At 59.6% G+C, this 23130-nt stretch carries 9 protein-coding genes; 5 read left to right on the top strand and 4 right to left on the bottom strand.

Features of this window, described 5'->3' with window-relative positions; translation table 11 throughout:
* Nucleotides 1-38 precede the first annotated feature (38 nt).
* Nucleotides 39-785 carry a precorrin-4 C(11)-methyltransferase gene (gene cobM / locus AWM69_RS09575; RefSeq protein ID WP_131653990.1) on the top strand — a complete coding sequence of 249 codons (747 nt, stop codon included), beginning with the start codon at nucleotides 39-41 and terminating at the stop codon, nucleotides 783-785.
* Nucleotides 786-892: 107 nt separating this feature from the next.
* Here cobM and nfuA read toward each other — a convergent pair whose 3' ends face one another.
* Complete coding sequence (nfuA, locus tag AWM69_RS09580; protein ID WP_048380172.1) at nucleotides 893-1477, bottom strand: Fe-S biogenesis protein NfuA; 585 nt, start codon at nucleotides 1475-1477, stop codon at nucleotides 893-895.
* Nucleotides 1478-1588: 111 nt separating this feature from the next.
* Complete coding sequence (locus AWM69_RS09585) at nucleotides 1589-3886, bottom strand: fatty acid cis/trans isomerase (RefSeq protein WP_218726412.1); 2298 nt, start codon at nucleotides 3884-3886, stop codon at nucleotides 1589-1591.
* A 152-nt stretch (nucleotides 3887-4038) separates the two neighbouring features.
* On the opposite strand from AWM69_RS09585, the gene metH reads away from it, so the two are divergent.
* Complete coding sequence (metH, locus tag AWM69_RS09590; protein ID WP_218726414.1) at nucleotides 4039-7749, top strand: methionine synthase; 3711 nt, start codon at nucleotides 4039-4041, stop codon at nucleotides 7747-7749.
* A gap of 57 nt (nucleotides 7750-7806) precedes the next feature.
* On the opposite strand, the gene AWM69_RS09595 is transcribed toward metH, so the two are convergent.
* The gene (locus AWM69_RS09595; protein WP_218726415.1) at nucleotides 7807-14763 is read right to left on the bottom strand and encodes an NEL-type E3 ubiquitin ligase domain-containing protein; all 6957 of its coding nucleotides are present in this window, start codon (nucleotides 14761-14763) and stop codon (nucleotides 7807-7809) included.
* Nucleotides 14764-14924: 161 nt separating this feature from the next.
* On the opposite strand from AWM69_RS09595, the gene AWM69_RS09600 reads away from it, so the two are divergent.
* From AWM69_RS09600 to AWM69_RS09610, 3 genes are all read left to right on the top strand, one after another.
* Nucleotides 14925-15140 (top strand): DUF2970 domain-containing protein, encoded by a 216-nt coding sequence (locus AWM69_RS09600; RefSeq protein ID WP_131653994.1) that lies wholly within the window; start codon nucleotides 14925-14927, stop codon nucleotides 15138-15140.
* Nucleotides 15141-15595: 455 nt separating this feature from the next.
* Nucleotides 15596-17254 (top strand): nitrite/sulfite reductase, encoded by a 1659-nt coding sequence (locus AWM69_RS09605; protein ID WP_218726417.1) that lies wholly within the window; start codon nucleotides 15596-15598, stop codon nucleotides 17252-17254.
* Entirely contained in the window at nucleotides 17238-17732 is a 495-nt protein-coding gene (locus AWM69_RS09610; protein WP_218726419.1) for a DUF934 domain-containing protein, read from the top strand. Before AWM69_RS09605 ends, AWM69_RS09610 begins: the two co-directional genes overlap by 17 nt.
* Nucleotides 17733-17799: 67 nt before the next feature.
* Here the strand turns inward: AWM69_RS09610 and AWM69_RS09615 are convergent, their stop codons facing one another.
* Nucleotides 17800-22914 (bottom strand): NEL-type E3 ubiquitin ligase domain-containing protein, encoded by a 5115-nt coding sequence (locus tag AWM69_RS09615; protein ID WP_218726420.1) that lies wholly within the window; start codon nucleotides 22912-22914, stop codon nucleotides 17800-17802.
* Nucleotides 22915-23130 lie beyond the last annotated feature (216 nt).

Here is a 23130-nt window from a genome sequence, read left to right on the forward strand (position 1 = left end):
CAAGAACAGCTCTATCTCGACCTTTTCCAGAGACTGCCATGACTGTTTATTTCATCGGTGCCGGGCCCGGCGATCCAGAGCTGATTACCGTCAAGGGCCAGCGCCTTATCCGCAGCTGCCCAGTGATCATTTACGCGGGCTCGCTGGTGCCGGCCGCAGTACTTGAAGGCCATCAGGCTGAACAGGTGATCAATAGCGCCGAGTTGCACCTTGAGCAAATCATCGCCCTGATCCAGGCCGCAGACGCCAAGGGCCAGGATGTAGCCCGGGTACACTCCGGCGATCCTTCGCTGTATGGCGCGATTGGCGAACAGATTCGCTGCCTGCGTGAGCTGGGCATCGCCTTCGAGATCATTCCCGGGGTCACCGCCACCGCCGCCTGCGCCGCGATACTCGGCGCAGAATTGACCCTTCCGGATATCTCGCAGACCGTAATCCTGACCCGCTACGCGGAAAAAACCGTGATGCCGGCTGGCGAAGAACTGGCCAGCCTGGCACAGCACAAGGCAACCATGGCGATTCATCTGGGGGTGAAGAACCTTGAGGCGATCGTCGCCGAACTGACGCCGCATTACGGCAGCGACTGCCCGATTGCCGTCATCCACCGTGCCAGCTGGCCCGATCAGGACTGGGTACAAGGCACCCTGGAAGACATTTTGGGGAAGGTCCAAGCCAAGGGTTTCAAGCGTACAGCGCTGATTCTGGTGGGCCGGGTTCTGGCCAACGACAGCTTCTCGGCTTCTTCACTGTACCGCGCAGGCCATGCGCATTTGTACCGGCCCTGAATCACCCCGCACGACACAGCCGCCCTGTTTCGCGGGCATAAAAAAACGGTGCTCACGGGGCACCGTTTTTTCATCTGCCTTGCAGCGAACACCCTGTTACCGATGACTCAGTAGTAGGCGTTTTCTTTCTGCGAGTGGTCGGTCACATCACGTACACCCTTGAGCTCCGGGACTCGCTCAAGCAGGGTTCGCTCGATGCCTTCACGCAGGGTCACGTCCGCCTGGCCGCAGCCCTGGCAACCGCCACCGAACTTGAGCACCGCGATACCGTCTTCAACCACTTCGATCAGGCTGACCTGACCGCCATGACTGGCCAGGCCCGGGTTGATCTCGGTTTGCAGGTAGTAGTTGATGCGTTCGTTAATCGGGCTGTCGGCATTGACCATCGGCACTTTGGCGTTTGGCGCCTTGATGGTCAGCTGGCCACCCATGCGATCAGTGGCGTAATCCACCACGGCATCGTCCAGGAACGGTTCGCTGAACGAATCGATCCAGGCGGTAAAGGTTTTCAGGCCAATGGCCGTATCTTCAGGTTTGACTTCAGCCGGCTTGCAGTAAGCAATACAGGTTTCAGCGTACTGGGTGCCGGGCTGGGTGATAAAGACGCGGATGCCGATGCCCGGGGTGTTCTGCTTGGACAGCAGATCAGCCAGGTAATCGTGGGCGGCGTCGGTAATCGTTATGGCGCTCATGGAATCTCCTCGCAGACATGGGGCGCAGTTTACGCCAATCGGCGCGCCTGACAAAGTCCTAGTATTTTTGTCAGGAAAGCAGCACCCCAGGTATTCAAAATAACCGGACCTTTACAGGTTCTCGTAGCGGTTCATGTCCAGCACGCCCGCCTCGACCGGATCCGTTTCATTAATGTACTCGCCAATATCATGGAAGTACTGCCAGAACTGCGGATGGCTGCGGCGAATGCCCCAGCGTTCAACGATGGCGTCGAAGCTTGCCTGATCACGGGATGCCTCCATCGCCTCAACGAACGCTTCAACCTCTGACGCCGGAATGTTGAACATGAAGTTCGGGTAACTGCTGAGCACGCCCGGATACAGGGTCAAGGTGTCCAGCCCGGGTTGCAGTCGGTACTCCTCGCCCATCATGAAGGCCACGTTGGTGTGCGCCCGATTGCGCAGCGCGCTGTAGAACACCCGTTTGCCATTGGCCCCTTCGATCCTCAACATGCTGGCTTCAGGCATGCGGTTGATCACTGCCAGCCCGGCCGCAGGCCGTGATGCCAGACGGCTCAGGGCCTGCTCGGCGTACTGGAACGCCTGATCAATGCCCGAGCGAGAACAATACGCGCCCGTGCAACGGTTGATCGGATCGGGACGCGCATTCAAGGTGCCGGTACGCTCGATCAGCTTGAGCGCAAAGTCACGCTTGGGATCGGCTGGATCGAGCTTGATTCCGGTCGGGGTATCGGCATCGATTTTCTGGTAGTCCATCCACATTTTCAGCTTGCCGCTGTTCTGGTACCAGTCACCCAGAATCCCGGCTCTCTGCCCGGCAGGCATCAGGCGCAAAAAGTTGACCTCGGCACCGTTGCGGATCAAGTCAAAGTACAAGCGGGTCTGGGCCTGATGGGCAACGTTGCCGTACACATCGAAATTGACCGCCAACTGGTAATAGGTCCGCTCCAGCAACGGGTAATCGAACAGCCACAGGGTCTTCGGTACATCACCGATCAGGCCCTTGCTGACGCTGGCACTGTCGAAGTGACGGAAGATCGTCAACAAGGCGTTGTCGTTGCCCGCCCACAGCGTTGACCAGCCGGGTGGCGGCATGTCGGCATAGGCGTCCTGCCGCAACTGTTCGTAGTCATTGCGCTTGTCGCGGTAGTTGTGCCACAGGGAAATGATGCTGCCCACATCGTCGATCTGCCCGGGCATTGCCAACAATGGCGTGGCTTCGCCGCGGTAAGCCGCATCGGTCACGTAACGGTCGTGCGCCGGTTCCTGGAATACGGCCCAGAAGTTATCGCGAATCACGTCAGTAGCAATCTGCCCGCGGCAGACGGGGCCGCGAATAAAGGTGCGCACGAAGTATTCGGCGTTGTCGAGCATGAACTGATAACGCGCCACTGCCGGAATGGCTTCGAACGTCTCGAACGGATTGGCCCGGCTACGCGGGCCATAACCCGGCAACCGCGTGGCATGCCAGTCACCGCTGTAAAACAATTGTTTGACCCGTGCCAGCTTGCGCGCGCCCATCGGATAGGTGATGTGGGTTTTATGCACGATCACGCCTTGCACCGGCATCATCCGGTAGTAAAAGCTGGTGCCCGGGTCATCGTTCGGACGCCGGGTTGCGATCAGGTCGATGGGCTGCCCGCTGGGCGTGCGCGAACGCACCCACTGAAAGAAATGCCCCGGCACGCCATTGTCGAAATAGGCGTGAGCCAGGAACAGGTGCTCATACAACCAGCGGCCGACAAGCGCCTCCGTGGAGCCCGGGCGGTTGAGCAGCTCTTCCCATTGTGCAATCTGCGCCGCTTCGACAGGGCTGGGCTTGATTGCGTTTTGATCCACCGGCGCGCCTTGTGCCAACCAGGTTTGCACCGTCAGGTATTGCTCGTCGGTCAGCCCGGTGACCGCCAGCGGCATGCCTTCCTTGGGGTGGCGCTGGGCGTAGGCGTTGAACTCGCCAGGGGCCGGGCAGGAATTCTCACGGTTCAGCCCCAGCACAATCTCCTCCGGCAGTTTGGCGTTGGGGGTCAGCGGTGCGCTGTGCCCCAGCTCCAGCATCCGCGCCATCAAGGCCGCCTGACCGCCCTGGGCATCGAGCACCGAATAAAACCCTTTGCGCTGCCATGCCTGTGGGCCGCTGGCATCGTAGAAGATCCGCGTCGGTTGCACCGCCGTAGTGCGGTCACCCTTGTAGACAGGCACCTTACTGGCACCGCGGGTTGCACCCTCGGCGCTACCGAGATTGAGCTGGCAAGCCGCATCGTTGCACGCATGGCAGGCCACACACTTTTCAGTGAGGATTGGCTGGATGTCCCGCGTGTAAGAGATCGCGGAACTGACCAGCGGGGTTTGGCCCTGCGCTGTACTGCACACCACCAGCGTCACGGCGCTGGCGAGGAGGCGAAAAAACATGTGCCATTGTCCTGATATTAAATATGTCGCAATTCTACCCATGGAACGACTGCCGCAACGTGAATGGAATTCATGTAAAACGACAAACGATCAAATCCCACGCAGGTTTGTTATGATTTGGCATCTTTTGCATGGCTCTAACAGGTAGTCCTATGTCTGACCGCAGCGCTCGTCTCCAAGCACTTCAGCACGCCCTCAAAGAGCGCATTCTGATTCTCGATGGCGGCATGGGCACTATGATCCAAAGCTACCGTCTAGAGGAACACGACTATCGTGGCACACGCTTTGCCGACTGGCCGAGCGATGTCAAAGGCAACAACGACCTTTTGATCCTCAGCCGCCCCGATGTCATCGGCGCCATTGAGAAGGCGTACCTGGATGCCGGTGCCGACATTCTCGAAACCAACACCTTCAACGCCACCCAGGTTTCCCAGGCCGACTACGGCATGCAGTCGCTTGCCTACGAACTCAACGTAGAAGGCGCACGCCTGGCCCGCAAGGTGGCCGACGCCAAAACCCTGGAAACCCCGGACAAGCCGCGTTTTGTCGCCGGTGTGCTCGGCCCGACCAGCCGAACCTGCTCGTTGTCGCCGGATGTGAACAACCCGGGCTATCGCAACGTCACGTTCGATGAACTGGTGGACAACTACACCGAAGCCACCAAAGGCCTCATCGAAGGCGGCGCCGACCTGATCCTGATCGAAACCATTTTCGATACGCTTAACGCCAAGGCCGCCATTTTCGCGGTGCAGGGCGTATTTGAAGCGCTGGGTGTCGAGTTGCCGATCATGATCTCCGGCACCATTACCGATGCTTCCGGCCGCACACTGTCGGGCCAGACCACCGAAGCCTTCTGGAACTCCATCGCCCACGCCAAGCCGATCTCGGTCGGCCTGAACTGCGCCCTCGGTGCCCGGGAGTTGCGTCCCTACCTCGAAGAACTGTCGAACAAGGCCAGCACCTACGTGTCGGCTCACCCCAACGCGGGCCTGCCGAACGAGTTTGGCGAATACGACGAACTGCCTGCCGAAACCGCCAAGGTCATTGAAGAGTTCGCCCAAAGCGGCTTCCTCAATATCGTTGGTGGCTGCTGCGGCACCACGCCAGGCCACATCGAGGCCATTGCCAAGGCCGTGGCCGGTTATGCGCCGCGCCAGATCCCGGATATCCCCAAGGCCTGCCGTCTTTCAGGCCTGGAACCATTCACCATCGATCGATCGTCTCTGTTCGTTAACGTCGGTGAACGTACCAACATCACCGGCTCGGCGCGTTTTGCCCGCCTGATCCGTGAGGACAACTACACCGAAGCCCTTGAAGTCGCGTTGCAACAGGTTGAAGCCGGTGCGCAAATCATCGACATCAACATGGACGAGGGCATGCTCGACTCGAAGAAGGCCATGGTCACCTTCCTCAACCTGATTGCCGGCGAACCGGACATCTCCCGGGTGCCGATCATGATCGACTCCTCCAAGTGGGAAGTGATCGAAGCCGGCCTCAAGTGCATCCAGGGCAAGGGCATCGTCAACTCGATCAGCATGAAAGAAGGCGTCGAGCAGTTCATCTATCACGCCAAACTGTGCAAGCGCTATGGCGCTGCGGTGGTGGTGATGGCCTTCGACGAAGCCGGCCAGGCCGACACCGAAGCGCGTAAAAAAGAAATCTGCAAACGCTCGTACGACATTCTGGTCAACGAAGTGGGCTTCCCCCCGGAAGACATCATTTTCGACCCGAACATCTTCGCTGTGGCCACCGGCATTGAAGAGCACAACAACTACGCTGTGGACTTCATCAACGCCTGTGCCTACATCCGCGAAGAGCTGCCGTATGCCCTGACGTCGGGCGGCGTGTCCAACGTCTCGTTCTCGTTCCGTGGCAACAACCCGGTACGCGAAGCGATCCACTCGGTGTTTTTGCTGTATGCGATCCGCAATGGCCTGACCATGGGTATCGTTAACGCCGGCCAGCTGGAAATTTACGACCAGATCCCCGCCGAACTGCGCGACGCCGTGGAAGACGTGGTACTCAACCGCACCCCGGACGCCACCGACAACCTGCTGGCCATTGCCGACAAGTACAAGGGCGACGGCAGCGTCAAGGAAGCCGAGACCGAAGAGTGGCGTGGCTGGGAAGTCAACAAGCGCCTGGAGCATGCTCTGGTCAAGGGCATCACCACCCATATCGTTGAAGACACCGAAGAATCGCGCCTGTCTTTCGCCCGCCCGATCGAAGTGATCGAAGGGCCGCTGATGGCGGGCATGAACATCGTCGGCGACCTGTTTGGTGCCGGCAAAATGTTCCTGCCGCAGGTGGTCAAGTCCGCCCGCGTGATGAAACAGGCCGTGGCCCACCTGATTCCGTTCATCGAACTGGAAAAAGGCGACAAGCCGGAAGCCAAAGGCAAGATCCTGATGGCCACGGTCAAAGGCGACGTGCACGACATCGGCAAGAACATCGTCGGCGTGGTGCTGGGCTGTAATGGCTACGACATCGTTGACCTCGGCGTAATGGTCCCGGCGGAAAAAATCCTCCAGGTCGCCAAGGAGCAAAAGTGCGACATCATCGGCCTGTCGGGCCTGATCACACCGTCGCTGGATGAAATGGTCCACGTCGCCCGCGAAATGCAGCGCCAGGACTTCCACCTGCCCCTGATGATCGGCGGCGCAACCACATCCAAGGCCCACACCGCGGTCAAGATCGAACCCAAGTACCAGAACGATGCCGTGATCTACGTCACCGACGCCTCGCGCGCCGTGGGGGTTGCCACGCAGTTGCTGTCCAAAGAGCTGAAGGCCGGCTTCGTCGAGAAAACCCGCCTTGAGTACATTGAAGTCCGCGAGCGTACCGCCAACCGCAGCGCCCGCACCGAGCGCTTGAGCTACGCGGCTGCGGTGGCGAAAAAGCCGCAGTTTGACTGGAGCACCTACCAGCCGGTCAAGCCGACCTTCACCGGAGCCAAGGTGCTGGACAATATCGACCTCAAGGTATTGGCCGAATACATCGACTGGACTCCGTTCTTCATCTCGTGGGACCTGGCGGGCAAATTCCCGCGCATTCTCACCGACGAAGTGGTGGGTGAAGCCGCCACAGCGCTGTATGCCGATGCACAGGAAATGCTCGCCAAGCTGATCGACGAGAAGCTGATCAGTGCCCGGGCCGTCTTCGGTTTCTGGCCAGCCAATCAGGTCAACCATGACGATCTGGAGCTGTACGCAGATGATGGCCAGCCATTGGCCAAACTGCATCACCTGCGCCAGCAAATCATCAAGACCGATGGCAAGCCGAACTTCTCGCTGGCCGACTTTGTGGCGCCCAAAGACAGCGGCGTGACCGATTACGTGGGTGGTTTTATCACCACCGCCGGGATCGGTGCCGAAGAAGTGGCCAAGGCCTATCAGGATGCCGGCGACGATTACAACTCGATCATGGTCAAGGCCCTGGCCGACCGCCTGGCTGAAGCCTGTGCCGAGTGGCTGCACCAACAAGTCCGTACGCAGTACTGGGGCTACGCCAAAGACGAGCAGTTGGGCAATGAAGAACTGATCAAGGAGCAATACAGCGGTATCCGCCCTGCCCCGGGCTACCCGGCCTGCCCGGATCACACCGAAAAAGGCACGCTGTTCAAGCTGCTCGACCCGCAAGCCGAAGAAATGCGTGCCGGCAAAAGCGGCGTATTCCTCACCGAGCACTACGCCATGTTCCCGGCCGCCGCCGTCAGCGGCTGGTACTTTGCTCACCCGCAAGCGCAATACTTTGCAGTGGGCAAGGTCGACAAGGACCAGATCGACAGCTACACGGCACGCAAAGGCCAGGACCTGAGCATCACCGAACGCTGGCTGGCCCCGAACCTGGGCTACGACAACTAAACCGCGGACTGCGGGTTTGTGTGCACGCGCACACAAACCCGCGCTTCGTTTCAGTGTTTAGATACCAATCTCGGCGCGCTCCCTCTGTGAAAGCGTCAGCACCAGTTGCCCTTCCTCGGCAGTGGTTTCTTGCTTGAGCGCTGTCAGCGCATTGAAATGCCCTTCATCGAACTCAGGATGCCGCGCTTCCAGAGCTTCGAACTTCACATCCCGACGCCGCTGCACCGCTTCAAACTCCGTGGGGTATTTTCGCTTCAGGTACCTCACCCAATACTCCCGGCCCAGCAGCTGAGTCATGAAATCGGGCGTGTGCTCGGCTTCGATCACTTCAGCGTAAGCCGCGTTGATGTCTTCCGGCATTACCCGCGACAGGTTCTGGTACAGCATGTCGGCGGGCTGACCGGGCAATTCAAGGCGCTCGGTCAAGCCGATGCGATACGCCAGACGAATCTCCGCCGGGTCAACCCTCGGGTTGCGACGGCTCGCAGCCAAGGCAATCTCTTCGACCTTGCCCAGACGAAACATGCCGCGCGCCAGTTTCAACAGCTCTCGACCTTGCTCCTCCTTCGGGGCTGCCTTCAAGGCGTTGAACTCAAGCACCTTGACCTCCAGATCACTGAACAACAGGATGCGCCCGTCGCCGCAGGTGTAGCCCGAGCGGGCGCGGATAAACAGCTCATTGCGCAGTTGTTCATCGCTACCAGCAGCTTCGATCACTTTCCAGACACGTCGTGTCAGGTCATCCCGCGCCACGGCAAAGTCCTTGGTGACTTGCAGTTGCGAGAGCAAGTGGAAAAATGCCCGGCTGTCGTCCTGTGCCTTGAGCGCATTCCACTGGGCCGTTTTTTCAGCCAGGTCCGCTTCCTTGCCGGACAACCACAGGCCGGGGTGTTCTTCACTGAGCCCTTCTTCGTCGCCCGAAGTATCGAGGTCTTCATCAGAGGAAATCTCCCCTTCGGACGACGTCCAGACATTCAGGTCCAGTTCATCCTGCCGATAACCCAGGTTGATGTCGGCGTCGATCAATACGTTGCGCATTGCCACAAACGACGCTTGGGTCAAAGGGTTATCGGACAGATCAATGGCCTGCGCCCGGATCCGGGTTTCATTGGCCCACAGGGTTTCTTCGTGGATCGTGGTGAAGCGGTTACCCGACAGGTTCAGGGTCTTGAGGGTCGTCGACTGCAAGGCACCGACGGGCCAGTCAGTCAGGTTGTTGTTCTTCAGGTCAAGGCTCTCGAGCCGGGACAGGGCGCGCACATCCAGTGCGTTCAAGGCGTTGTCCGACAAATTGAGGGAGATAAGACCGGACAGGCTGTCGAGCTGCTGCTGCAAGGCCTCGCTCATCAACAGGTCATTGCCGCCGGCGTCCAGTTGCTCAAGGCGCTGCAGACCGTTTATCGCGGCAGGCAAGCTGTCGAGATCGTTCTTGTCGAGCACCAGCCGCCGCACCGCGGGAAACGCACTGATAAACCCATCGGAGCCCTGCTCGCTCAGTTTCACGGCGCGCAGATTCAAGGTGCCAACCTGATTGAACACCCAGGGCAAGGCTGGCAAGTCCCCCAGCGGCATATCGGCCAGATCGAGCACATCCGCGGCCTCGGGCAGCCCGGCGCGAATCTCCTGCCGCCAACAACCCAGAATGGCGTCTGCGGCACGTCGGCGACTCAGCGCCGAAACCCTGACGCCCGCGACGTCGTGGGCATTGATCAGGATCCATTGATTGAGCGTACCGGTCAGGGCCTCATGCGCTTCACGCCAGGCGCTGAGCTGAGCCTCGATACCTGCCGCGTCCAGGCCCTGCCCCCGCAACCTGTCGATGATACGGGTCGCCTCCTCCCGGCCCATGACGGGGTCAAGTTCGCTCAAGCGCTCAATGGCGGTCAGGGCTTGCCCCAGCTCCGGCTTGGGCAATGCCGGCAGCAGATGCGACTCGATCATCGACTCGCTGTCGACGGGGGGGTAATACTGTGGCGTTCCCCAGTTGCTTCGATCGGACGTTAACGACCGGCCATAGTAACGCTCAAGGATTTGCTGGCGGAGCATGAACGCCTCCTCTGTCAGCGGGCAGCCGCGCAAGCTGGTCATGGCCAGCAAGGCGTCATGCCCGTTGCGCAGCGCCGGCGGAATCGAGGTAATCGAACTGCGCTCCAGATCGAGCCGGCGCAGCGATGACAGTGCTTCAACACCCGCAGGCCATTCGTGCAAGGCCGTGGCCCCGAGATCCAGTACCCGCAGGCGGGTCATCGCACTGACGTCGAGCTGTTCCAGCGGATTGCCGCGCAAGCACAGCACCTCAAGCGAGTTCAGCCGGTTCAGGCGAGCCTGCAGGGCCGGGGTGTAGCGCAGCTCGTTGACATTCACGAACAGCTCGGTCAGCTGAGGCAGTTCATCGATGACCGATGGCAGTTCAACCAGCCCGTTAAAGTCCAGATTCAGCTGCCGAAGCTGTGGGAAGTTGCGCAAGAAGGCGCTGAGCACAGGCTCCGGTACTCGCGCACCGGACAGTTCCAGGTGCCGGATATGCGAATACGTCGCCGCGGACAGCTCGGGCAGATCTCCCAGTCGTCCTCCTGACAGGTACAGCCTGCTCCGTGATGCCGATTGCGTCGACAGCTCCTGCTCCGGACCAAAGCGCAGGCGGACACCATCGCGCCAACCGCTGAGGAGCCGACTGGCAACTTCGAGGCGGTGTTCAATGTCAACCCGTTGGCGATCAACCCGAACCTCCCTCGGCCACCACTCGGTCAATTGCCGGACCAGTGCCTGTTTTTCCTCCCGCAGTTGCCTGACGCGCTCGAGCATCGACTCGGTGGACATGCCCTCGTCCAGGGCGCGCGGGGCAAACCCTTCGACGATACGGGTCCGGGGGCGCCTGAAAAAAACCTGGTCGAGCTGGTCAGGTTCAAGCACCAGATGCTTCAAGGCATTCTGCCAATAGGCCTGCGCCACCTGCTCAATGTCAGCGAGATGCGCAGGGTTACCGCGCAGGAAGCGATAAGCCGACATGAACGATGGATGATCCAGCGTCGCCCAGTCCATCCTCAGCCCTCGCCACACCTGTTCATGGCCGCCGAGCAAGGGTTCCGGCAGCGTACTGATCGGGCTGGCGCGCAGATCCAGGCTTTGCAGGTGTTCCAATTGCAGAACCCCGTCCGGCCACTGCATCAGATGCTTGAGCGTCAGGCTGCGCAGTTGAGGCAGACCGCTCACATCGAGAGCCTGCATCCGGGCATGGATGCTGAGTTTCTCCAGGTGCGGCATGGCACTCAATGAAGCCTGCAACGCCGGGGAGAACATGCCTTCGAGGCGCAGCTCGGTGATGTGCCGCTGGCCGGTGATCGACTCGGGCAGCGCCATGTCAGGGCCCAGCCACAGATCGAGGCGGCTGGCCTCGGGGAACTGCCGTAGCAGCCCTGCCACTGAAGGACCGCTCAGTTCGGCGAGGTTCAGGTTAAGGGCCCTGACATGGGAAAAATCTGCCGCCAGCGGCGCCAGGCCGTCGGCCCCGGACAGGTCCAGGTAAGCGTCGGCAGGCCGTCCGCGCCAGGGGGTCGAACGCCAGCAGTCGATCAGCCTGTTGGCCAGCACGCGGCGTGATGCCTGCGACCGTCCCGAGCCGCCCACCCATGTCTCGAGTGTGTCGCTCAGCGCCTGCAGTTCACGAGCCCGGTTGTTTAAAAGGGTGTACACCTGTTGATCGGTTTTGCCTGAAAGAAACTGATCATGTACAAATTCGCTGGCCACCTCGTCACTCAGGTTCGGGTAGGTGTCCCGTACCCTGGCAACCAGCGAGGCATCCAGTCGCGGCACCCCGCTGCCCCGGCCGCTGAGCAAGTAGCCCTTATAGCCAGGCTGTGGCGCCTTGAAGCGGGGCTTGATCGGTTGCTGGCCCAACACCCGGGACATTTCAGTGCGGTGCCCGACGGCATAGTCGCGCACGGCGATACGCAACTGCGCCGTCTGGCCGACATGGGGCAGCGCCAACCCCTGGCGGACATCATCGGGCAATGCGTGCATCACCGAGGCGAACAGATTTCGACCGGTGCGTGGCACGCTGTTCAGTGTGTTGCTGTCATCGTCATAAGCCTGGAACTGATTGCCGCGCCGGACCAGGTATTTGCGGGCGGGCGCGGTTTCGCTGCCGATGCTGTCGAGCAAACGTCCGTCCACATGGGCCTCACGCACCTCCAGACGCAGGTTGTTTGACCAACCCGGCAGCTTTTCCAGGGCATGCAGCACCAGACGGTCCGTGTCGGCTGAATGCAGATTGTCCAGGTACAGACCGGCAAAGGCCCGGTTCAAGCGGCCCTGCTGCACCAGCACGCGAGCCTGCTCGGCCAGGCGCAACGGAATGCGCCGATGGTCACGCAGGCTCGTACGCTCAACCTCCGATGCGTCATTCAGCAACGCCTGGGCCGCGTCGACGCACAGCCCGGGCATGTTGCGCCGCAGTACGCTCATTTCCGGTATCGAAGGCTCCGTCCCCAAATGAATGCTGTCGAAAATCGAGGTTTTTTGCGCCTGCAGAAAATCCGCGATATTCGCCCTGAATACGTCAGTGCGCTCACCCTCGACCCGAGCCCCCTCTTCCCCGAGCAAGCCGATAATCTCCTGCTCATCCAGCGCGGCCAGAATCAGACGGGGTAACTGGCTGCTGGCAACCTGGGCCCTTGTTACCCTGATCGCAGGCCTGGCCAGGCCTGGCGCCAGCCCGTACTGATCGAGCTTGACCGTCAGGGCCGCATCCTCGAAGACCTCGATCACCCGACCGAAGGGCCAGCCCGGCATGTCGATCACCATCGGCAGGACATAGTTGTAGCGGTTGTCCGACACCGGCTCTGCGCTGCGTGCCAGCTCGACCAACTGGTTGACCTGCCGGTCGGTGTTGAACAGGCGAAAAGCTTCCGCCAGCAATGGCGGCGGCGCCTCATGCTCAACGTGCATCTTGCGCAGAGCGTCATCATCGATCCCGCTGATATCGGCGATTTGCGCCAGCTCAAGGTCGGTATAAGGCTCTGCCACAGGCCCCAGACGCCGCAGCAAGGTCGGACGATCCCATTCCAGCGGGCGCTCGAATGCATGACGCCAGGCACCGGCGTGATTGTGCTCCAGCACCGGTTGGTACGCAGCCGGATCGGTCGGGTGCTTGATCCGCCACGCGTCAATGGCCGGGTCCCAGGTCTTTTCGTAAACATGGCCCTCCTGGCGGATAAACACCCTGCCCTCGATTTCGTACTGCCCCAGGGCATTGGGGACGCGACGTTCATCCAGCACCACGTCGCTGCGATAAGGGGTCAGGTCTGGCTTCCATAGCCGCGACTGACCGTTGGGCAGCTCCACCCGGACAAAACGGTTGACCAGGCTGTCGGGCTTGATTTCCGGTGCTCTTGTCGCGGCCCCCGCCCCGGCCAGCGCAGCCATGAAGGCCGCGTTGAGCATGAACGACTCCAGGTAGTCCCAGGCCTGTGCGGCATCCCCGACCTGCCAGGCCTGAATGCCGTGATAGACCTCAAGCGACAGCTGAACCGCCGTCACCGCCAACATTACCTCCCCCAGCCCCGGGACGAAGAAGGCCGCCACATTCAGTACGTTCAGCCCCCACTGGGCAAAATGTTCGAGCCGCGCGATCCACGCCTTGTGGTCGACTTCGGCCACGGGCACGGCCAGCAAGCGCGCGTTGGCTTTCATCCGGGAAAGGTGGCGGTCGTACACCTCATGAAAGGCCTCGGTACTCAGAAAGTTCTCAACGGCCCGCAGATCGACCTGCGGATTCCAGACTTCTTCATAGATCCCGCCCGCAAATGCGTCCGGGTTATAAGGGGGCCCTGGATACACCGGGTTGGGGTTCCATTGCCGGATCTTGAGTTGCGCCTTGAGCCGACGAAAAAAATCAGCCGATTGGTCCTGGGCCACAAACCCGGAGAAGAATCGCTGATAGTCCGCCCTGCGCAGATTGCGCGCCAGATCCGCAACAAAAGCGCTGAGTGAGGCGTGCTCCTTGACCGGGTTCAAGGGATCGCCCGGAATGTAAACGATGATCCGCGTGTCATCCTCGCTCTGCCCGATAAAAGGCGGCGGCAGCGGCACGGCCAGGCTGCCCAGGCCGTACCACACCGTGTCCAGGTTACGCACCGACGATCCAATGATCAGAATCTCGCTCAAATCCGCCCCCAGCAGTTGTAGCTGGCTGAAGACCACCGGGTGACCATCGAACAGGGGCGCCGGGGCGCCGTCGAGAATCTCCAGCAAGGTGGCCCGGGCCGAGTCGCTGATATTCGATCGCAGGCGGGCCATGTGCGTCTGGAGCCGAAGGTTGTCCTTGTTTGCCGTCACCATTTGCTCGCGCACACGCCCGGCAGTGGTGGGGGCCTCGAACACGCTGCGCAAATGATCCTGATACTGGCGCCCCAGATCCAGCTCGCGGCACAGTTGCGCAAAGGCCTCGGGCTTGATCGCCAGCTTGTCGCGAATGCGGTAACGCACTGGCCCGGTACCGGAGCGGTCAGGTTCACCGAGGTACTGTTTTTCAAGGGCCCCGGCAGGCGCCAGCGCACTGGTTTCCTGCAAGGCGACTTCATCGAAGCGCTCACCGGCCTCAAAGTTGCGCAAGGCGGCCTGCAGCAGTGTCTGTTCCTCTTTGCGGTTGGGTGCATGCAGGTGATAGAGGCGGGTCTGAATGACATCTACGTCCAGACCGAAATGCTTTTGCAGTGCCTCGGTCAGCAACGGCCTGGCAAACTCGGTAATGCCCTTGAGCCCCTTCAGCGTCACCGCCAGCCTGTGATGGGAGGCCGCGCGGCGGGCCTGACTGTCGAGCAAGGCCTGGCGCAACTCGAGGGTGGCGCGGGTAAACAGCTCGGGGTTGGCCGCCATGAAACCCTGTACAGGGTCGCGCACACGGGTCATTGCCTTGATGTGGGGAGCCGAGAGGTGTTCCACCCAGTCGGGCAAGCGCTGCTTGATAAAGGTGGCATGGAGCCCCTGGTGAGAGGCTCGGGAGGGTTCCGACATGATGCATGTTCCTTATGACATGAGAAGGAACACCAATTCATCATGATTGGAGGTGCGAAAAGAGGTACTGGGTTATCGCAGACAGCCGATGCGGACAGCGCCGCACGAAAAGTTGACTATCCTGAGGAGACCCTCGTTACGGCACAAGGCTCAAGCGCTCCATGGACGATCCAGAGAACAAGCCGCCTACGTTCTGGCAAATGCTCCACAGCGTGGTGGCTGCTGCGTTTGGTGTGCAAAGCGCGAAAAACCGCACCCGCGATTTTACACACGGCAAACCCGGGCACTTCCTGATCCTGGGCCTTGTGTTCACAACCCTCTTCGCGTTGACACTGTTCGCCATCGTCAAGCTGATCCTGCACCTGGCAGGCGTATAAACGCTTTGCCACAGGCACGCGAAACAACCCGCAGGATGCAGGTCAGTGCCTGACTCCCCGGGGAACCCGGTTTTCTGTGAATCAGGCGGTCATGAAAGGGTTATTGATGGCTGACCCAAAACACCGCAGTCGACACCACCAGAATGATCAATAAAAGGATGGCCCATGCATCGACCTTGCTGTCGCTTTTACGCGCCTTGACGGGAGTACTCATCGCATCGCCTCTTTTCGGTTTTATGGGTGATTGCTTGAAGACTTCAAACCAGTAAAGTCCAGCAATGACCTTTCGACAAGTAAGTGTTTGAGTCACCTGGTTTTTTAGTCGTTTTTGTTCTTTGCATATGCTTAAACATCACTTTTGCGCATAACTACAAACTGGTATCGTGCCTCGCTCCGTGGGGAGTGCGCGGCCGTGCGCGCAGATAAGCTGTTAGCAGCCTGAGAACAGGACCTATATGTACGTATATGACGAGTACGATCAGCGGATCATCGAGGACCGCGTCAAGCAGTTCCGGGATCAGACCCGACGCTATCTGGCCGGTGAGCTGAGCGAAGAAGAGTTCCGCCCCCTGCGCCTGCAAAATGGCCTTTATGTCCAGCGCTTTGCGCCCATGCTGCGCGTGGCTGTGCCATATGGTCAACTGACCTCGCGCCAGGCGCGAATGATGGCAAAGATCGCTCGCGATTATGACAAGGGCTATGCCCACATCAGTACCCGCCAGAACGTGCAATTCAACTGGCCGGCACTGGAAGACATTCCGGACATCCTGGAAGAATTGGCGACCGTGCAAATGCACGCCATTCAAACCAGCGGCAACTGCCTGCGCAACGTCACCACCGACCAGTTCGCGGGCGTTGCAGCCGATGAAGCGATCGACTCGCGCCCTTGGTGCGAAATCGTCCGTCAATGGACGACCTTCCACCCCGAATTCGCCTACCTGCCTCGCAAATTCAAAATCGCGATCAACGGTTCTTCCTCTGACCGCGCCGCCATTGAAGTGCATGACATCGGCCTAGAGCCGGTGCACAACGAAGCCGGCGAGCTGGGCTTCCGCGTCCTGGTCGGTGGCGGTCTGGGCCGTACCCCGGTCATCGGTGCTTTCATCAATGAATTCCTGCCGTGGCAAGACTTGCTGAGCTACCTCGAAGCGATCCTGCGGGTTTACAACCGCTATGGCCGCCGGGACAACAAGTACAAGGCGCGGATCAAGATTCTGGTCAAGGCACTCACGCCTGAAGTGTTCGCCGAACGTGTCGAATCCGAAATGGTTCACTTGCGCGGCGGCTCGAACACCCTGACCGAAGCCGAAGTCCAGCGTATTGCCCGGCACTTCGTCGACCCTGACTACAAGACCCTGCCGGATTTCAGCGCTGAACTGGCTGAGCTCGACCAGCAGCACCCGGGCTTTGCCCGCTGGCGCACGCGCAATACCCTGGCCCACAAAAAGCCGGGCTATGTCGCTGTTACCCTGTCGCTCAAGCCGACTGGCGTAGCACCAGGCGATGTGACCGACAAGCAATGGGACGGCATTGCCGACATGGCCGATCGCTACAGCTTTGGCCAGTTGCGCACCTCCCACGAGCAAAACATCATCCTGGCCGATGTTGAGCAAAGCCAGCTGTTCGCCATGTGGGGCGAGCTGCGCGAGCAAGGATTTGCCACGCCCAACATCGGTTTGCTGACGGACATTATCTGCTGCCCCGGCGGCGACTTCTGCTCCCTGGCCAACGCCAAGTCGATCCCGATTGCCGAATCGATCCAGCGCCGCTTCGACGACCTCGACTACCTGTTCGACATCGGCGAACTGGACCTGAACATTTCCGGTTGCATGAACGCCTGCGGTCACCACCACGTCGGTCATATCGGTATTCTGGGCGTCGACAAAAAAGGCGCCGAGTTCTACCAGGTTTCCCTGGGCGGCAGCGCCAGTCGCGATGCCAGCCTGGGCAAGATTCTCGGTCCTTCGTTCGCACAGGATGCGATGCCGGATGTGATTGAAAAGCTGATTGATGTCTACGTTGAAAAACGTATCGAAAACGAGCGTTTCATCGACACTTATCAACGTATTGGCATCGATCCCTTCAAGGAGCGCGTCTATGCAGCGAATCATTAAGAACAACGAAGTCATCGACGAAACCTGGCACTTGCTGCCAAAAGACGCGAGCTTTGACGAAATCTCCAACTGCGACGACCTGATCGTGCCGCTGGCGCTGTGGCGTGAACACGGGCATGCACTCAAGGCCCGTGATGGCGGCCTTGGCGTATGGCTGGACAGCGATGAAGAAGCCGAAGAAATTGGCGACGACGTGGCCAGTTTCCAGGTGATCGCCTTGAACTTCCCGGCCTTCACCGACGGCCGCAGCTACTCCAATGCCCGCCTGCTGCGTGACCGCTACGGTTACAAAGGCGAACTGCGGGCCATTGGCGACGTGCTGCGCGATCAACTGTTCTACCTGCATCGCTGTGGCTTCGATGCATTTGCCATTCGCCCCGACAAGGACCCGTACGAGGCCTTGCAGGGTCTGAAAGACTTTTCAGTGACCTATCAATCGTCATCTGACGAGCCCATGCCACTGTTCCGTCGGCGATAAGCCGGTGCTCTGAGCCCTGGGCCGCACCGTTGTGCGTGACTCGGGGCTCAGCCCGGTGCTGCGGGTATCAGGCGTCCCTTGACGTAGACGGCCTGGATTCGGCCAGGGCAAAAGGATGCTGCTCGAGTTCCTGCCGGGTCAGTTCACTGATGACCAGATCCATCGCGTGTTCGCGGTTCTCGACAACCACGCTGATTTTATCCATGTACTCCTCATCGGTCCCCTCGCCTCGCTCCGAATACACCGTGTCCATGCGGCTCTGGTGATTGGCCGACATGCCGTTAAAAGCCTCCGGGTATTTCTTTCGCAAGTACTCTCCCCAAAACACTTGCGTCTCAATGAAAGCCTGCAACGCTGGCTGTGTTTCTTGCTGCAGCACAAACTGCCTGGCCGCTGACAGCTCCTGCGGAGTCACTTCGGCCACGTTCCCGAACTGCATGCTCTTGGGCCGCGCGGGTAACTCAAGCGCACGCGCCAGGTTGACCTGATAAAACATTTGCACCTCCAGCGGATCAAGCCGAGCAACCTCTTGCTGCACCCAGAGCGGGCTCAGGTAACTCGCCAGTCGCGTGGCCTCCGGCGAACCCAGGCGATAAGCCACGCCCTGTTGCTCCACAGGCGCCATTTCACTTACAGGCCTGGATGCGACACCGGCGTGCTCGTCGGCCAGCACCTGCAACCGCTCCACATATTCCTGTTGTTTGTTCATGATGCGGATGATCCGGTCATCGAGCACCCTCGACACATACGCATTGAGCTTTTCGATACGGAACAACCCACGGGCCAGATGCAGCAGTTGCTGCTCGGTGTTAAGCGAAGATTCGGCCTGGAAAATGCTGTAGTTCAACTCCATGTCGGCAAATACCATGGCAATGCCGTCGGCGCAGGTACGCTGATGTCCGGCCATGGCGAACAGTCGCTCGCGCACCTCCTGGTTGTCATGTGCAGCGCCTATCAACTTCCAGACGCGTTGTGTCAGGTCTTGTCGGGTATGGGTGAACTGTGACGAAGCGCTCAGGTCTTCCAGGATCCGGAAGAAATCACCGGACTCTCCATGCTCGCTAAGGGCCTGCCATTGACGTGTTTGCTCGCGGCTGGGGGACACCGCCCAGTGGTAAATGCCACCCTCCTCGGCAACATGCTGGCGCTGGGCAGAGATACCGAAGTTGATCCCGTGTTCGCGACGATACAGCTCAAGGCGGCGCAACGAGTCAGGATCCAGCGGGTTGTCATGCAGTGACGTCACCTGGTTGATTGCGTACCGCTCCGGCGTCAGGACCTGTGCCGGTACCTGGGTGATCGCGTTGTTGCGAAGATCCATCACGCGTATCTGCGTGAGTGCCTCCACCCCTTCGGGCCACGCGCTCAAGCCCGTGTACCGCAGCATCAGATCCTGTAGATGCGCCATTTGGCGGACTGAAAACGTACGCCCCAGAGGGTTGCCGGTCAGGTTCAAGGATCTGAGACGGGTCAAGCCCGACAGAGTCCCGCTCGTTGTACCGCTCAGCACGATCCGATTGCCTTGCAGGTTCAGGTCGATCAGATCGGGCATCGCTGACAGTGCAGCGGGTACTTCGGTCAGGCCGTTATCGATCAGTGACAACACCCGCAGGCCCGGAAAATTTTCCAGAAACGTCGATGAAATGCCACCGGTGGCATGGGCCAAATGCAAGGCACTGACATGGCTGAAATCAGCGTTCAGGGCTGGCAGGCTGTCCACCGGCCAGCCATTGAGGTTGAGCTCATGGCCAAGGTGATTGTCCACGACCAGCGTCGGCGTCTGTCTGCGCCAGGCGCTGATGATGGCCTGTTTCATCTGCTGTTTATGGGCAGTTGATACCTTGACCCGTGCACCGGACAGTGACTGAGTCCATGACGGCGACGCCTCCCAGTCGTCCAGAACGCGACGCAACTTATCCAGCTCGGCCTTGCGCCTGACAAGCTCACGCGTCGCCTGCGCCGACGGGCGTCGCAAACCCAGCAAAAAACGCTCTGTTTCAGCCTCGGACAGCAATGGATACAGTTCGTGCACCAGGTCTTTGAGCAGACGCGGGTCATTTTCACTGGGCAAACGCCCGACACGCCCTCCCATGGGATACCCCAGACGCCCCTCGGCCAGGCGCATCGGTGATTTGAACCAGGGCTTTATCTTTTGCATCCCCAGCCCTTGGGCGGACGCGGCGCGTTGCTGTGCCGCGAGGCGGCACAGGCGACTGCGCAACACCGACACGCCCTCGTCCAAAGGCAGGTCCAGTGCGTAGCGCTGAGTCAAATTCAATGCCTTGTACAGCACGGGCAAGAGATCGGGGTCAGTGACCACTTCACCACTGCGGCCATCTACCGCCTCATACGCGTTTTCCGTTTTGTACAGCTTGGTGCTGTACCCCGACGGGTCACCGATGATGCCGCCCAGCTTCTTGCCCGTGACGGTGCTGTACAACTCAAGGTTGGACTGCGCCGACCATCCACGCAGCAAAGGCAATGTGTGCCACACCAGGCTGTGGCTGTCCGCATTGCTCAATACGGGATAGAACAACCCTTCCAGTGCGCGATTCAAGCGCAGCATTTGCCTGTAGACCCGTCCCTCCTCCAGGATGCGCAGCGGCAATCGTCCGTTTTCGGCGAATGTCTGCGCTTCCCGGGGTGTCAGGTGACTGGAAAGTTCTTCGAGCACCCCCACCGGCAAGCCTGGCAAAGCATGCTGGATGCCCATCAGCTCCGGCCGGGCCTTTTCACTCAGGGTGTAGAGCCGTGAGACAAGCTGCGCCTGCTCTGCCTCGGACTCCCGGCCTATCAGTCGGGCCAATGCCTGGCGCTGTTGCTCAAGCCCGGTCACCGGCTCGCCGAGCAAGTGCTCGATTTGACGCTGGGACAAACTCTCAAGCGTGACCTTGAGCAAATCGCCATTCCTGATTTGCGATTCGGCGATTTGCAGGCGAGGCCCGGATGCAATCTGCAGGTACCCATACTCCCGGACTATCCCGCCCCACTTGTCCACCACGCGCAACACCCGGTCGGCAGGCCAGCCGGGCAATCGTGTCAGTACTTCCAGTTGCAGGGGGGCAAACTCCGCACGCCCATCCAGCCCGGCTTTCATGTGGGCGACAAAGGATTCGACCTGATCGACCAGACTCACCCGCTTGAGACAGTCAGCCAGCAACGCGGGCATCGGCAGCGGGTCCATGTGCACTTTGCGCAAAATGTCCCCGGAGGTGCCGGTGATCTGCAGCACGTGCTCTGCGTTCACCTCGGACAGCGCCTCGGCAGCCGGCCCCAGCCGCCGAAACAATTGCATGCGCGGCCAGCGCAGGGGCTCTTCAAGTTCGTGGGCCCATTGCCCGCCTGCATTGCCGCGCACTTTGGGGGTATACGCCGAAGGATCGTCAGGGTGCAAAATGACGCCTTGCCCGGTGGTCCGGTCAGCCTTGATCCGGTACACCGCTGAATCGAGACGTATATAGGCTTTGTCATCACGGCTATAAATACCCTGCGCGTCGGGCTCAAGCCCCCACAAACGTGCCGGGTCTTCCTCGTACGGAGTGAGGTCGGGTTTCCACAAACGCTTTTCGCCGTTGCCCAGGGTCACCCTGACCAGCTTGTCGACCACCGGTTCGGGGGATGAGCGCAAGCCCTTGGCCGCTGCCGGAACAGCCACCAGAGCAAGGTTCTGGGCCACATCGAACAAATAGTCGAGGGCTTTCACGCGATCATTGCGTTGCCAGGCCTGAATGCCCTTGAACACATTCAGTCCCACCTGGATCAGGCTGAAGGCCAGCAGGATCTCACCCAGCACGGGTACAAAGCCCAGCACCAGTGTCAGCACACTTAAACCGGCATTCAAATATTCGACCTGACGCTTTAGCCGGCTCTTCGAGTCTTCATCAGCGGTCGGCACGGCCAATAGCCGCGCATCGTCCATGATCTGCGCGCGCTGCAATTGCCAGGCAACTTCGAAGGGATTACCGGACTGATCGACAGGGCGCGTCTCGACCATAATGACCGACTCGGTAATGACTTGCGGGCTCAACAGCAGCAGCGAATCCCAGGCGACATGTTTTATATCGCTGCGTTGCATGAACTGAGCACGATGGCGCAAGGGCACACGCTGGACAAAATACCGGGAAAATTCCGGCTCCTTCAACCAGTTGCGCAACTGCTCCTTGAACAGGTCGAAACTCCGAAACTCGTTGAATACCTTGTAAGGCGACTGCGGTAAATACACCACGCAAGGCGTCTGCGTCCCGGAGGTTGTACGCTCGGGCCAAAGCACCATGATCCCCGGCACTTCAAAGCCCATCACTTCGAGCGTGCTGTGACCTGCTGTCACGTCCTGTCCTGTCTTGCCAGGCCATACCCCTTGCAGAATGGCGTGGTAGTTCGCGTAGGTGAGTTGTCCTTTCATGTACGCCATGTGTAGTTCAGCAATGAACTCATGCTGCTTGTTGGCAACGAAACTGGCGTTGATCCGGTATGACCTGGAACGGGGATCTTCAGGTTCATAAACATCGTCGACAGGGTTGAACAGGTTACTGAGATGCGCCTGGTACTGTTCACCCAGATTCAGGTTACGGCTGATGGCGGCAAACGTATCGGGGGGCAACTCCGGATGCTCGATCAGCCGGTTGTTCTGCAGACTGAAAATGGCCGTGCCAGGGTCGAAGCCTCCTGGCTGTGTTTCGTCAACCTCAAAGTTCTGCAGTGCGGCATGTAACAGGCTGTGCTGACTGATACTGGAAATCAGATCTATTTCGAAAGATTCCGGAACCAATATGTCGGGCAACGTCTGCCGCACCAGGGTATCGACAATCTTGAGTTGCTGATTGGTGATGAATATCAATGCATTATGTAACAGACGAACCTGTTTCAAACCATAAACGTGGGGGTCAACATGGCCCCAGCCGTGTGCAGCCAGGGCAGCCTGCAAACGCGGTTCGGCAAATTGCCTGATCGGCTGCATCCCGGCAAAAACTGCATCGACTTCGGTTTGTGTGTGGTGCCACTGTTGAAGGGTTTCGCGCAGCGCGTCGCGCACACCGAGAGACGCCTCTTTGAACCAGGCGGGCAACTGAGCGGCAATCAAATCATCGTGAAGGTACTCGGCCACTGTCGTGGGCAACAATGGTGGGTGTTCGGTCGACACCTGCCCATTAACAGGAGTCGGTAAGTCCGTGAAAAGTGTCATGACTAAAACCTGAATAATGTCGAGGCTTTAGCGTATACGCAGTGTTCAAAGAGATTTAATTGAATACCCGATCAAGTCAGCGGGCAACTCACCTGTAATTGAAGGCCATCGTCTATATAAGTAACACCTGAGTTAAACATGCCATTCAGGGAACTTTGAATATCCGTTGCCCATTAGCAAGTTCCCCCGCTAACAACGTCAATCGGCAGCCCTTGC

The sequence above is a fragment of the Pseudomonas sp. D1HM genome, from assembly GCF_019266105.1.
In the GTDB taxonomy this organism is placed as follows: domain Bacteria; phylum Pseudomonadota; class Gammaproteobacteria; order Pseudomonadales; family Pseudomonadaceae; genus Aquipseudomonas; species Aquipseudomonas taetrolens.